The following is a 14,233-nucleotide window of genomic DNA, read 5'->3' on the forward strand; positions in this document are numbered from 1 at the left end:
CTTTTAATCGGTTCTTAAGTTATTGGAAACGTTTGATGCGGTATTTGTGATAATAGCTTCTTTTTCCTTAAGCTGGAAATAATAATCAAAAATACCTCTTCCCACTCCTACTACATTACCAGAGCTATAGCCGTTTGCGATCCGGACTGCAATTGCAATTTTCGGATTCTCAAGAGGCGCATATCCGATAAAGAGACCGTGGTTTGGCTTGCTTTTGGATTCCTCTGCGGTACCGGTCTTACCAGCCGCACTGATTTTTAAATCCTTAAGGCTGGCATTGGAGGTCACCAGCTCATTCATTCCCTTTGCCACTTCTGCCCATACGGTTTCTGACAGCTGGGCGGTATCCTTTAATGCAGGTGCAAAGGACTTTACCAGATTCCCATCGGGATCTGTAATTTTGTATACAAGAGAAAGATCATAGCTCTTTCCATGGTTCGCCAGCATGGTGGTGTATCTGGCAAGCTGGGTGGTGGTATAGTTATGAGTTCCCTGTCCGATGGAGGAAGGGATTGCAAACTGGTCGGTTACGTGAGGCTGAGCCTCTCCGATTTCAATGCCTGTCTTTTTATCAAGATCCATAATGCCTGCATACTTTTGAAGCTTCTGCAATCCATCTGCTTCAGAAAAAGTTCCATCCGCTGTACTTCCCATACGGTATGTGATTTCTGATAAATATACGTTACAGGAATTTTTCAGAGCATCGGCCGGGGAATTGATGACCCCGTGTCCATTTCTCTTCCAGCAGCGAAGTGCCGGCTGCACCTTATCAAAAATACCGTTACATACAATGCTGGTATCAGAATTGATGACACCCTCGCTCATTCCTGCAATGACGGTCACCGGTTTAAAGGTAGAACCAGGAGCCGTCAGCTGGCTGGTGGCACGGTTAAAGAGGGGCAGGGAAAGATCATTTGACAGCTGCTTATAATACTGGGCATCCATCTGATTGGCAAGCCGGTTGTTATCATAACCAGGATAGCTGACACAGGCCAGTACCTCTCCATCCTGAGGGTCTACAATAACAGCAGAACCAGAGCATGGGTTCAGTGCCAGCTGGGCCGGTGTGATTTCCAGATTTTTAATTTTCTTCTGGATAAATGCCCAGGCGCTTAGCTGACCGCTGTTTAAGAGCCCGCGGTCCGGATCTTCCGGGGATAAGACACCCTGGTCGTAAAGAAGATTTTCTATGGTCTCTCCGTTTAGAGAGCCTTCTGAAATCATTGCCTCGTAGATTTTTAAATCAAATTCCTGGCTGTTCTTTAAATCAGCCAGCATCTTTTCCTCCACAAGACGCACTTCATCTTCGATTGCCACATATGCTTCGTTGTTCTGAATCTTGCTTAAGTCTACCATTCCCCCTGCAATGCAGTCGGTAAGATACTGGCGGAAGCTTTTATTCTTCCAGTCAGGAGAACCTGCATTTCCGATAATCAGCTTGGATTTCTTTCCTTCGCTTACAAGATAATCAAGATACCCTTTCATCTCATCGCTTAAGCCGTCATATCCTGGTCCTGCTGCGTCAAAGGAAGCGGATAACTGGGTAAATACCCGTTCCTTCTTTTGAGTAAAGGCTCCGTAGACTGATTTTTCAAGGTCTGTACTGGAGTCTTCCTTTAACCGCTCGGTATCAATGACATGGTTTTTAAACAGAGCGAAATAAACTTCATCAGAGGAGATACGAATCTGGGCTGCATTTTCAGCCTTGGGCATTTCGGAACGCTTTGTATCTACCATATTGGAAAGAAGAATTCCTGCAATCTGCTGCTCCAGCATCTGATAGACCGCATCCTGCAAATCCTTATCTATGGTAAGGTATAGATTTTTTCCGGTTCCAGGTGCTTTTGTAATGACTGGCTCGGTTTTCTTGTTTCCTACTACATCGGTATAGAACTGCTCGGTACCGTCGTCTCCCCGCAGCCAGCTCTCCATGGATTTTTCAATTCCGCTCTTTCCTACGATTGACTGGTTGGTATAAATGCTTTCTCCCTGGTTTAAGGCGTCCAGCTCATCGGAGGAGATAGCACCGGTGTATCCTAAGATAGATGCCATGCTCTCTCCTCCCTCATACGTTCTGATGCTGCTCTCCTGAACATCAGCTCCCGGAAGGTTTATTTTATTTTCAATGACTGCTGCCATGGTCTCTTCGGATACATCGGAAGCCACCATGTAAGGCAGGTATTTCCGGTAGGAATTTAAGGAAAGTCCATAGCGGATATTGGCGATCTGCAGCGCCTGCTGTGGTGTTAAGGATTCTGGCATGCCGAACTGCTTTTGTTCTTCCTCTGTATAGGAAAGATCAATCATGAATTTTTTCTTACCAGTCAATTCATTCATCAGCGCTTCTGCGGTTACCGCCTTTTGCTCCTCCGTCAGCTCTTCTACTTCCATCTTACCGTAAAAATCGGCTTTAAAACGGCTGAGCTTCCAGCCATCTGCGGTAAATTCGTAGGTCCCATCGTCACTGATACCGATGGGTAGAACGACATTTAACTTTTTATCATCATGGATCATCTGAATCAGGCGATAGGCAATTCCATTTAAGGATCTCTGCCGTTCCTTGGTTGTTTTATAATTCATGGAATCTTCTAAGGTGACATCATAGGATAATCGGTTGGAAGCCAGAAGCTTTCCATTCCTGTCATAGATGTTTCCTCTGCTGCCAGACAGCTTCTGGGTCTTTACAATGGAGCTCATAAATGCTTCCTGATTGGTAGCTCCCTCCATGATCTGGAGACGATACAGCCGAAAGATAAGTGAACCGAATAAAAATCCAAAGAAAAGTCCCAGGATGGCCAGTCTCGGAATCTTTTCAAAAAATGGAATTTCCGGAAATTGATTGTCTTTATATGATCTATGTTTACGCAACGTTATTCTCCTTTTAATCTTACGTTTGTAATATTTTGCTGATAAAAAAACAGGGAATCCCTTATGACAGCTCCCCCTACTGTATGATTCATGTCTAAAATACTACGTATGTAAGACACAATTATACACCGGTTTATACCCCCTGTAAACTCTTTTTTATAAGATTTCACAGGGAAATAAAACGGCCCTGAATTCGCCATCAATACTCCAATATTTACTTTATTATCTATAGTTTATCCATTAAAATGCTATTATTTCAAGCGTATGTAATTTCTCACTTCATAAAACAAATCTTTTTTATTGTATCAGATCAGGCTTTCCCTGAAGGTTCCAATAATTGGTAAAAGATGATAATGCCTTGTCCATGGGCCTACTTCGTTATCTTTTCCTTCTTCTTATATAGCTGGTAGGGACTTTTCCGAAACTGATTGGGTGTCAGTCCTGTGATTTTCTTAAACTGGCGGAAAAAATGTTCCATATTGCTGTAGCCGCATAATGTTACAATTTCTGCAATGGTATAATTATGATACACCAGATATTTTTTTGCAAGGTTAATCCGGCTGTTTATCACATCATTCATGCAGGAAACGCCGAAGGTGCTTTTATAGATGTCTTCCAGGTAACCAACGCTGATATTTAACATCTCAGCCATTTTGGATACGGTCCACTCTTTGTTTGGGTTATGGTAAATGTCTAATTTTAATTCATTTAAGTCATGGAACAGCGGGGATACCGCTTTATAATTATAAGATTCCAGCAGCTTGTTAAACAGGATCCGAAGTAAATGATCCACGGAGATATCTTTAAAATTATTGTTTAAGACATGCTCTGTCACAAGCAGCTTGTAGATATTATGGCAATAGGTCGGATCATGAATGACAAAGGGAACTCCACAGGGAAGGGGCGCAGTGGTCACATAGGATTCATCGGTATAAAAACGAATCCAGTCATTGGCATAGCTTTCTGCACACGCACGGTAATAAATCTTCTGCCCTGGCCGATAGAGTATGGCACAATTGGGAGGATATTTCCTGCATTCACCGTCCACGGAAAAGACAGCAGGCGTCTGGGTCAGCAAAAGCAGCCAGCAGTCATGCCCTTCTGGGATATCAAATACAAAGTCTTCTGAATGGCAAGCATCATATTCTGCATAATCAATATGAATCATGGTTTTCCTCCGTGCTTAAATAGTTATAATTTAAGTCTCACTGCTTTTTTCATTCTATCATAAATCATCATTTCGTTGAAGCAATAATCATCGCATTGAAAAAAATAGTTGTCCTGGACGTTCATGCCTCATCTGCTTATCATTTTATGACCTCATGCTCCCGCTGATGATAAGAGCTTAAAAAAAGCTCCTTTTGCTGTTATCAGTTGTAAAACTGATTACGGCAAAAGGAGCCTTTTTTATTGGATAGAACATATCTGTTATTTATTAAATGATGGAATGACCACCTGCATGGTAACTTCGGCCAGTTCTCTGTTTAAATCTCTCTCAGGTACTAAATCAAAAACCGGCACGCCTTTACGGTTTATATGGACCCGGTGCATGGCACTGCATCTGGTTCCCGACGGGGTGAGCACGGTTTCTCCATGATACATGATCATAATCGTACCGTCATAATCACGGAAGAAAGAATTGTGACCGGGTCCATACACATCATTTCTGGAATAGTAGGAAAGCACTGGTGTACTCGATTTCTTCCATGCGTTTGGATCCAGATAGTTACCGCCCCTTGGAATACTGAGAAGTCCAATGGCATAGGTATAACCCCCTGCTGCTCCGCCGGAATACGTAATATACACGGTATCATCTGTAACCAAAGGATAAGGACCTTCATTGTTTATGGTGCCCTGAATATTTTCCCAGCCGTACAAGGGCCTGGATAATAGCACCGGTTCACTGGTCAATGTGGTTGGATTTCTTTCATCCACCGTTGCAATGCAGAGCATGGAGCCGGTATCCAGGGGAGAGCCGATTCCCTTTCGGTAGGACCAGACTAGACAGGAAACTCCGTCCGCCCGAAAATATGTCATATCCAGGGTAATGCCGTCCAGGGTGAGAGGGCTTCCGTCGGATCTCTTTACCCGGATTGGTTCTTCCCAGTCTTCTGCGCTTAAAATCTCTCCGCCCTTTTTTAACTTCATCATATGGCACTGAGGTCCCCATGCCTTACCGCTGAGGGCAAAAAGCAAATATAAATCTTCCCCGATCACATGGAACTCCGGCGCCCAGAAGGTCTGGACATAACCTTTTTCTTCATTATAATCCAGTATGATACGTTCTTCATATCCTGGTGAAAATAAGCCCTTTATGGTGTTTGACTTTCTGACATAGATTCCAATATCATTTTTATTGTCATTGGTCGCAACATAATAATACTTCCCATTCCAGGGTAAAATCACAGGGTCCGCATAACCAGAGGCAAGAGGGAACTGGTACTCTTCCTGAATCACTCTGCCTTTTACATGGTAAGTCCCTGGCTTTGTATCATCGATTCCACTGACGTCCCAGAAAACATGCTTTTCTCTTGTGGAACCATCGGTATAGACGGCAATTGCCTTTACTTCTTCTATTTGACTCTTTGAGGTGACACATACGCTTTCCGGAATGCGAATTTCTTTATTAAAAAGAGGAATCCATCGCGACTTGATTGCTCTTCCCACCTCTTCCGTAACCGAAATGATATTTCCAGGAGTAATATTTGGTATCCCCACCTCCATTTGTGCCGGCTGGTATGGCTCTGACGGTTCTGGCAGTGATATGCTGTTAAGATCCTCTAAGCTTGTTAACCGATTGCAGTAACAGTCTCCCTCCCTGCTGAACCAGCGTATTACATAGGTTCCTGTCTTCTCCTCATAATCACATACCGCTTCCCGGATAAATAAATCTCTATGAAGCCTTATAAGCCCTACGGAATGAAATGTAATCAGATCTTTTGAAGTCCAGAGAAGAAGCTGCCCTCTGCTTTCCTCATCCTCATTCCCATTCTTATTGACCCTGATGGCAATAATACCAAACCCACCGTCAGCTTTATGAAAGATATAAGGATGTTTTAAGCCCTTTTCCTGAATGACGTTCTTCTGATTCACCGTAGCAAGTGGAAATAAAATGCCATAATTCTCATTCAATGGCCGAAAATCACCCGTTCCATCATCATAAGCAAAATGAATGCTGTTGCTTAAGGAATTGGTATAATCCTCATTGGGCTTTCTGGTGTAAATCAATATTTTATTATGTAATTCCTGATTTTTCATTGAATTCCCTCATTTTGTCCCTTTTTGAAATACTCCTTTAGCAGAAACTTCATAATTTCTTCCGGCTCTTTCTTGACGAATTCCGCGGCTTCTCCAAAATACATTCCGTAAGGAGCATCCGTTTCATATGGAGCCCAATGGGGCATTTCTTCCCCATCGGCATCCGTTCCATTGGGATCCCCTGAGCGGATAAAATTAGCCCAGTAGTTACACATGAGCCTGGCAAGGTCGTAATGCTTTCCCGTAAATGGCCTCCAGCACTTAGCCAGTGTTTCAAAAAAGAACCAAAGGTCCACGGAATGAAAGGTTCCCGGATTATCCCAGCCAGGAATCTGGGCATCAAAGTTGTAGTAATATATAGGTTCTTTCTTACCAGAATGGGAATTTGCCTGGGCCATGATTCGGTTTGCGTGCTCTACCATTCTGATGGAAGCCTTTTGTTTCATTTCCTCCAGGCTGCCGGAATCGGACTTGCAGATAGAGAGAAATTCTTCCCCGTCGCTGCCAAATAAAGAGAACGCCAGCTGACGAAATTCCTCCATGCTACCCACCTGTGGTGTGGCGTGAAACTCGTCAGAAGTATGACCAAGGAGCAAGGGAACCATAAGACGCTTATTTTGAACCATCAGGTCGAATGCGTAACCCGTACTAAACACTTGATCCACAGCAGGCAGCCAGAACTTATTATATTCCACCCCTTTGCGGTTCACATACTCTGCATCAAGCTTACGTGCTTCCTCTAATGTGGAAACACCTAACAGCTCAAAGAATTTTACCCCTTCTTCCTCTGCCTCGGATAAGGTCAAACGGTCATTGAATAAAATGGTTCCAGGATAAAGCTCGGTAAACATTCCGCTTTCAATGATTGCTTTTTGGAAAAGTCCTTCGTTCTTTTGACACGTCAATTGTCTTAAAACGCTGCCGCCTCCCGCAGACTGACCGCCTATGGTGATGTTATCCGGGTCCCCTCCAAAGGAGGCTATGTTACGTTTGACCCAACGGGTACCTGCCTGCTGATCCAGAAGGCCAAAGTTTGCCGGTGCCTCTGGTGCTTCCCTGGTTATGTCCGGGTGGCACAAGAATCCAAATACATTCAAACGGTAATTGACCGTTACTACCACAATTCCCCGGCGGGCAAGGCGCTCCCCGTCAAATTCCATCTCAGCCGTATTGCCGACCTGATAACCTCCGCCAAAATACCATACAAATACAGGCAGTTTTTCATCAGCACTCAAAGCAGGAGTCCAGACATTTAAGTACAAACAATCTTCACTCATTGGCACATCCGGGTCTACGGCCCATTCTCTGGTATAGAGATTATCCTTGTCAACTCCCACCGGAGCCTGCATGGATATGGGGGCGAATTCAAATGCTTTTAATTCACCGGACCAATCCTTAGCAGGCTGGGGAGCACGAAAACGGTTCCTGCCGATTGGCGGTGCTGCAAAGGGAATCCCCTTGAAGCTTGTAATACGAGGATCGGCCGCCGGCAATCCCCGTATCTTACCATTTTCAGTTGTCACTGCTCGAATCATAATTTACATCTCCTTTACGAAGACTACATGGTTACCAGTTTCGTCCATTGATGGTGGTATTTATTTTGTAAGGATTGGAATGAGGCATCACATTTTCAAAGGATAACCGAAGGAAATTATAGGCTCCGTTATTCCAAACATCAAAGTTATGGTCACCGCTCTTAATCAGGACTCTGTAATCATCCTTTAGATTGTTTCCTGCTGTACTGGAAAGGTTATCTACTGCTCTTAGATAGCCATCACGGTAGGCGATAGAATCGGCATCGCCGCAGGTCAGGTAGAGAACATTTAACGGACGGCCGCTGCTTGCAACGCTTCCTCCCAGAGTCTTTCCGTCACTGGAAGTAGGAGCATTGGAAAATCCACCGGCATATGCGAATAAATCCAGCATGCCAGGAACTTTTACCGTTTGTGACAGGCCGTTGTTCCACTCACTTTTTTTACCTGTGATCGTGGAGGAGTCGCACCGATAGCCGCCAAGAGCCATATTAAGGGTCTGCATTCCACCGATGGAAAGGCCAGCAATGGCTCTGTGAAGCCGGTTGTTTGCCACTCCATTTTGAGATTTGTCCCTGATATCTGCTTTGGTATTGAATTCTGATTCAATGAAAGGAATCAGATCGTATCTCATTTCATAATCAAAGTAATAAAAGCCCAGCATGTTGGTTCCATTGGCATTAAAGGAACGGTCCGTCCAGTCGTGAGAGCTTCTGCCTTCCGGGAATACAACGATAAGCGGATTGATATCGCCCTTTGCAATCATATTGTCAAGAAGATTGCAGATGTTATACTGATTGTCTGTTTTTCCGTTGTCTGACAGCCACTCATAAGAATTTCCACCTACTCCATGAAGTAAATATAATACATCGTATTTCTTATCCTTCTGGTTTTTATTGTAGCCAGCCGGCAGATAGACATTGCATTTCTTTCTGATTGCCGATCCGCTTACGGTATCCCTTCCTGCTTCATTCTTACTGATATTCTGATTGGTTACAAGCTGACGGGACCGGTTGATATAATTTCTCACATCGTAGGAAACTTCTGTTAATGTCCCCCGCCGTCCCTGCTCTACCGCCCTTTTGTATTCATAAGGTAACATTACTACATTGCTGTTATTCATACCTGATATCTCCTTTTCCATGATCATTCCATCATGACATTGCCCCCCTGATACGCTCCGGCCGAAAACCTCTGTCCGCTTTCGGGTAAATCCGTTGGATCTCAAAATAACATACTGCATTGGCTGATAAAGGAATCTCTATTTGCGCAGCATCGTCCATCACCCGAAACTGCTTCACGTTTGTCTGGGGTCTGGCACAATCTAAGAGCAACTCTGATTGCTCTTTGTTAAGATATGCCGGGGTCCCCATATTGGTCCATGCCCTCAAAGGATTGCAGGTGCTTTCATCCACCATTTTTGTGACGATTATATAGTCCCCGTGGGTAAGATCCAGAGAGAATGTAAGGGCTAATTCCTTATCCTCCATCTCTTCTACGGGATTCCAGGCAACTCCATAAATATTGTTATCATTGTCCCTGGTCAATACAAAATGCTCGCTTCTTGCAATGGCGTTTTCCTTTAGATGCTTAAAGAAGACAAAGGTCCAATAGGTCGGCTTTGGAATCGATCCATTGGCTAACAGTCCAAAGCAGCCGGAAAATGGCGTGTAGGCAACTCCTGTTTCTTCAAACACATCACCAAAGGTCCAATAGGAATAGGAGGCACAGACATCCCCCATCTCACTTAAAAGACGGGCTGTGTAAGCCGCATTTAAGTTGGTATCATGGATGGGATTACGTGGTGTATAAGAGGTATTGAACTCTGTAATATGCATCTCCATACCTTTGTACTCTGAAAAACTGTCTATGATCCGGCGGCTTTCCCTTAGTTCCTCCATGAAATCTTCTGGTTTCCTAAGCTTCTGGTACTCATAATGACCATCTGATTCTGGTGAATCCGTGGCATATGCGTGCCTTGTTACAAAATCCAGAGGCACCTTATGTTTCCTGCAATGCTCTAAGAAGCAGGTCAGCCATCTCTTATCATCCACACCACAGATGGCAGGACCGCCTACCCGTAAACGGGTATCACATTCCTTCAATGCCTTTGCCGTCACTTCATACAGACGAAAATATTCATCCATGCTGGCGTCCTTCCAGAAGCCAGGCAGATTTGGCTCATTCCACACCTCAAACGGCCAGGTAACCACTTCTTCTCTGCCATACCGGTCAAAGAAATGGCTGACCAGCGCCGTAATTAAGTCCGCCCATTTGTTATAATCCGCAGGCGGTGTCACATTTCCCTTCCAGTAAAATATGGTCTGCCTTCCCGATGCCAAGGCTTCCGGCATAAATCCTAATTCCACAAAGGGCTTTAAGCCCATAGAAAGATAATCATCAAAAACCAGATCAATATATGTAAAGTTATATTCCGTCTTCACTTCCCCGTCTTCTTCGTAGGTGTGATAAACAGCCATATCATCACATAATAAACCGTGTCCCCGGATGTAGGAAAAATGTATCTCATCCTGAACCTTCATAAGCTGATCGTGGTACTCTTTTCTTAAGGCAAGATTCATCCTTCCGGTCCCCACGCAGAACAGGGCGTTATTGGTAAAGGGAGCATTGTCCTTAAGACTGACTTTATACGGTAACGGCTGCTTCATAAATCTCCTTCCCGGCAAGGTCTCGTTCGGGAACACATACTGTGGTGTGAACGGTTGCCAGTTCTTTGTTTAAATCCTTATCTTCCGTCAAATCCAGGACCGGATATCCGTCTATGTCAAAATGAACTCGTCGGATTCCGGAGCTTCTAGGCTCTCCGATTCCAAACCGTGCATGGTACGCATTCCATACGATGCCATCTTCATCCGTAACATAGGAATTGTGACCAGGACCGTATTCTCCCGGTACACTTCTGGAGGTCAAAATAGGATAATTTTCTTTTATCCAGCTAGCAGGATTCATTAAATCCGCTCCCAAATCCGCACTTAAAAGCCCTACGGTATATGTCTCATCAATCAATGCACTGGCAAAGGTAAGAAAGATTTTCTTATTGGTCATTAAGGTGAAAGGCCCTTCATCCACAAATACATGATTGTTTGCCCAGCCATAATCCGGCTTTGATAAAAGGACTGGGTCCGTAATGAGCTTCCATGGTTCTTCTGGTGACACCTTTGCGATATAGAGCCAGGAGCCTTGGTCCACTGGAGTGAACTGCCTTTGAGCCCAGACTACAAACACATCTTCGCCCAGTTCAAAACAGGTCATGTCAAGGGTGATTCCGTCCTCGTATAAATAGCTTCCATCCTTTTTTAAAACCCTTACAGGCATTTCCCAGTCCTCTGCTTTGACCGGATTTCCGCCCTTTTTAAGCTTCATTACATGGGATTGCTCCTTAACAAATTCCCCAGGAGTTCCTGCATGGAAGATATAAAGTTCTCCCCTTACGATGTGAAATTCCGGTGCCCATAGAAGGTTACCTAAGTGTTCATACATGGTGGTATCCAGGATTTTTATTTCTTCTGCCTGAACCAGGTCAGGGATATTATCCGCTTCCCGGATAAAGAGAGAATGGTTATTATCCGCATCATTGGTAGCAATAAAGTAATACTTCCCGTTCCATCTCCCAATACAGGGATCCGCACGGTGTATGGCAATGGGATTTTCAAAATGATCCTGATGGACCCTTCCTGTGATTGGGTACGTCCCTGCTACATTCCAGTCTATGTAAGAAGTATCCCAGTCAATATTTTTACTTGTGGTTGTTCCGTCCGTATAATAAGCGGTTGCTTTTACCTTCTTTAAATCCTCCTCACAAGAAGCCTGGCACTCCGCTGGAACTTCAATCCTGTCATTTTCAGGGACAAGAAGCTTTCCTGCCAGCCTGCGTGCGGTCTCTTTTGAAATAGAAATTACATTCCGGGGCACGATTCCCTGGATGTCAGCGGTCACTTCCTCCAGGGTGAAAGGTTCCGTTTTCTTTGGTTTTGAACATTCCGCCAGGGAACTTAAATCACTTGTTTTGTTCTGATAGTAAGCTCCCTCATCATCTCTAAAGCGGATGATGTATTTCATCTGAGACATATCATAATGACAGGCAATATCAGTAACAAAGGTGTCTCCTTTTAAATCAATCAGCCCCTCCTCTTTATAGTGGAGAAGGTCTTTTGATGTAAAGAAAAGCACACTGCCCTTGCAGCTTTCATCCTCACTTCCATCTGCTTCTGTCCGTATGGCAAGGACACCAAAGCTTCCATCTTTTAAATAAAAAAGATATGGTTTTTTCAAACTTTTTGCATTTAAAGTACCATCGGAATTATCCGTGGCTTTGGCAAATAATACTCCGGAATTGTGATTAAACGGCTGGAAATCGGCCTTGTTTGCGCTCCATGCAAGATGCATGCTGTAGGCAAGCTTTGGGGCATAGGTTGTTTCATCCACTGGTAATCTGGTATAACAAAGTAAATAATAGGAATCCTGGTTCATTTCAGATAGCTTCATCATATCTCCTTTATCCCTGTTTCTTTATGGCGGGCCGCTTCACAGACAATGGAAAGTGGCTTACATCAATTAGTTACACGTATAAATAAATTATAAAATATGGTACTACCTCTTACAATGACGTATCTTACCGATTCATTGACGTATTCTAATATCCCTGATAAGGGTAGAAAAAAGTCCCAGGCAGACGAATGAAACTCCTACCTGGGACCCCTGTTTTTCCTGGATTCACCGGAAAGGTGAACTCATTTATTTCTGAACGGATGCTCTGGCATCAATGACTTTCTGGAATTTGGCTTTATCAAATTCCACCAATTGTGCCCAGTCAAATCCATCAAGCTGAGTCTTCATATCAGCCCACATGCTCTTAAATTCTTCCTCGCTCTTTGCATATACCATTCTCCAGGAGGTATCACAGATTAAGGTTGCACACTGGCTGCGGATCAGTGCCACATCTGTAGTATCACTTGGGAGGATGATGTTTACATTAGGCACCGGCTTTAATTGTCCTGTTCCTTCCAGATAAGCCACCTGATTGACCGCACCGTACTTTTCACTCCATTCGTTGGTCATGGTCGTCTTGTTGGCTTCCAGATAGGAGTGCCAGTAATTGTTATTATACGGTTCTTTTGTGTTAGGATTAATGGATACGCTTGCCATTGGCCACTGATTGATCTTACAGTTTCCATCGTCGAATCCGCCGCCGCCCCATTCCTCTGGTACGGTACGATTTTCCATGAGTCCATAGAGACCGTTTTCGGTCAGGGTATACTTTCCATCATCACCTTTCGTATAACTCCAATCAGGAATTCCGTGATGGATATACTGAAGTCCTTCGGGACTGATTAACCAATCCATAAATTCAATGGCTCTTGCCCTGTCATTGCCTTCCATATGGCTTCCAAGAGCAAAGGCTCTTCCGTCACCAAAGTAAGGATCGGATGGCTGGAAGAAGTTCATATCCTTGACCGGTGCATAGATATAGGCATTTTTCTCCTGAGCACGATCCGGGGTGTTCCAGAAGCCTCTCTGCCAGTTATACCAGAATAACAGCACCTGTTTGTTCTTCATCTTATTACATGCATTATCCCAGTTCTGTGTCCCGGAATCCGGGTCAATAAGACCTTTTTGATTTGCCTGGAAGAAGAAGTGGAGCATCTTATAATAGGCACCATCATCTTCGGTGACCTCTTTCATATCACCGGTGTTACCTACCATAACAGCACCATTTACTTCGTAGCCATACATTTTGGTCAGCTGGGCGGCATTCTCCATGGTAATCTGGGTTCCCCCCTTATCCCAGTCTCTCCATAAGGAAATAGCGTAGTTGGCATCTCCCTTGCTGTTCTTTGGATGTGCCTTTTGAATCTGCTCTAACACATTTAACAGATCATCGGTATTCTTCATCTCCGGAGCACCGATTTCTGTATAGTAATCCCATGGGAGCAGTGGACTGATATACAGCGTATCATCGGAATACGTGGTTGGGGAAGTATTGGTAATCTGGCAGGGCATACCGTAGATCTTGCCTTCACTGTTGCCTTCCAGACCTTCATTAAATGTTTTATACTGCTCGTAATACTGGCTTAAATTCTTGCTGTTTTGTACATCACTGGAGATATCTGCGATCAAACCAGCTTTAATGCAATCCTGAAGTGGTGAATTGTCCAAAAGGATAATATCTCCAAGCTTTCCGGATGCGGAACGGGTCTGATAAAGTGCTTCTCCGTCTCCCGATGCCTGGGGCGCAATGATATTTAACTCCAGGTTGAACTTATCCTTTATTACCTTTCCAAACCAGCCGCTTTGTACCCCCTGGTAATTAGCAGCAACATCATAGACCTCCAGAGTAAGGGTATTCGTGTGGTCAATTTCTGACGTTGCAGCTCCTGTCGTGCCTGCTCCGCCGGAATCTTTGGTGCCAGTCTCAGTGGAGCCTGCTTTCTTGGATCCGGAGCATCCGGATAACACGAGAGAAAGTACGCAGACCACAGCCAGCATCGATGAAAAAAATCTTCTTTTTTTCATAAATCAATCCTCCATTCTTTGATAAGTTATAAAAAGGGCTA

Annotated in this window: 8 protein-coding genes; all 8 read right to left on the minus strand. The window is 44.2% G+C overall.

The annotated features are described in order from the left end of the window. Positions 1 to 3: 3 nt before the first annotated feature. The 8 genes from T546_RS0116175 to T546_RS0116215 all read right to left on the minus strand — a co-directional run bounded on the left by T546_RS0116175 (position 4) and on the right by T546_RS0116215 (position 14,192). The gene (locus T546_RS0116175) at positions 4 to 2,868 is read right to left on the minus strand and encodes a penicillin-binding transpeptidase domain-containing protein (protein WP_051629897.1); all 2,865 of its coding nucleotides are present in this window, start codon (positions 2,866 to 2,868) and stop codon (positions 4 to 6) included. A 370-nt stretch (positions 2,869 to 3,238) separates the two neighbouring features. Further along, a complete protein-coding gene (locus tag T546_RS23765) occupies positions 3,239 to 4,036 on the minus strand; it encodes a helix-turn-helix domain-containing protein (RefSeq protein WP_051629899.1) in 798 nt (265 codons plus the stop codon). A 260-nt stretch (positions 4,037 to 4,296) separates the two neighbouring features. After that, positions 4,297 to 6,126 carry a family 43 glycosylhydrolase gene (locus T546_RS0116190; protein WP_026892527.1) on the minus strand — a complete coding sequence of 610 codons (1,830 nt, stop codon included), beginning with the start codon at positions 6,124 to 6,126 and terminating at the stop codon, positions 4,297 to 4,299. Further along, positions 6,123 to 7,661, minus strand: coding sequence for a carboxylesterase/lipase family protein (locus tag T546_RS0116195; RefSeq protein WP_026892528.1), 1,539 nt, complete (start codon positions 7,659 to 7,661; stop codon positions 6,123 to 6,125). Before T546_RS0116195 ends, T546_RS0116190 begins: the two co-directional genes overlap by 4 nt. A 31-nt stretch (positions 7,662 to 7,692) precedes the next feature. After that, positions 7,693 to 8,781, minus strand: coding sequence for an alpha/beta hydrolase (locus T546_RS23770; protein WP_051629909.1), 1,089 nt, complete (start codon positions 8,779 to 8,781; stop codon positions 7,693 to 7,695). A gap of 31 nt (positions 8,782 to 8,812) precedes the next feature. Further along, the gene (locus tag T546_RS0116205) at positions 8,813 to 10,327 is read right to left on the minus strand and encodes a GH39 family glycosyl hydrolase (protein ID WP_026892529.1); all 1,515 of its coding nucleotides are present in this window, start codon (positions 10,325 to 10,327) and stop codon (positions 8,813 to 8,815) included. Continuing rightward, entirely contained in the window at positions 10,305 to 12,164 is a 1,860-nt protein-coding gene (locus tag T546_RS0116210; protein WP_034599629.1) for a family 43 glycosylhydrolase, read from the minus strand. The genes T546_RS0116205 and T546_RS0116210 overlap by 23 nt, the downstream gene beginning before the upstream one ends. Before the next feature lie 249 nt (positions 12,165 to 12,413). Beyond that, positions 12,414 to 14,192 carry a type 2 periplasmic-binding domain-containing protein gene (locus T546_RS0116215; protein WP_026892531.1) on the minus strand — a complete coding sequence of 593 codons (1,779 nt, stop codon included), beginning with the start codon at positions 14,190 to 14,192 and terminating at the stop codon, positions 12,414 to 12,416. Between the last annotated feature and the right edge of the window lie 41 nt (positions 14,193 to 14,233).

Origin of the sequence: [Clostridium] aerotolerans DSM 5434 (assembly GCF_000687555.1) — a bacterium.
In the GTDB taxonomy this organism is placed as follows: Bacteria; Bacillota; Clostridia; order Lachnospirales; family Lachnospiraceae; genus Lacrimispora; species Lacrimispora aerotolerans.

Excerpts from the sequence above, each read along its gene's own strand:
- T546_RS0116195 (WP_026892528.1), bottom strand. The coding sequence starts at position 7,661 with ATGATTCGAGCAGTGACAACTGAAAATGGTAAGATACGGGGATTGCCG.
- T546_RS0116190 (WP_026892527.1), bottom strand. The coding sequence starts at position 6,126 with ATGAAAAATCAGGAATTACATAATAAAATATTGATTTACACCAGAAAG.
- T546_RS23770 (WP_051629909.1), bottom strand. The coding sequence starts at position 8,781 with ATGAATAACAGCAATGTAGTAATGTTACCTTATGAATACAAAAGGGCG.
- T546_RS23765 (WP_051629899.1), bottom strand. The coding sequence starts at position 4,036 with ATGATTCATATTGATTATGCAGAATATGATGCTTGCCATTCAGAAGAC.
- T546_RS0116210 (WP_034599629.1), bottom strand. The coding sequence starts at position 12,164 with ATGAAGCTATCTGAAATGAACCAGGATTCCTATTATTTACTTTGTTAT.
- T546_RS0116215 (WP_026892531.1), bottom strand. The coding sequence starts at position 14,192 with ATGAAAAAAAGAAGATTTTTTTCATCGATGCTGGCTGTGGTCTGCGTA.
- T546_RS0116205 (WP_026892529.1), bottom strand. The coding sequence starts at position 10,327 with ATGAAGCAGCCGTTACCGTATAAAGTCAGTCTTAAGGACAATGCTCCC.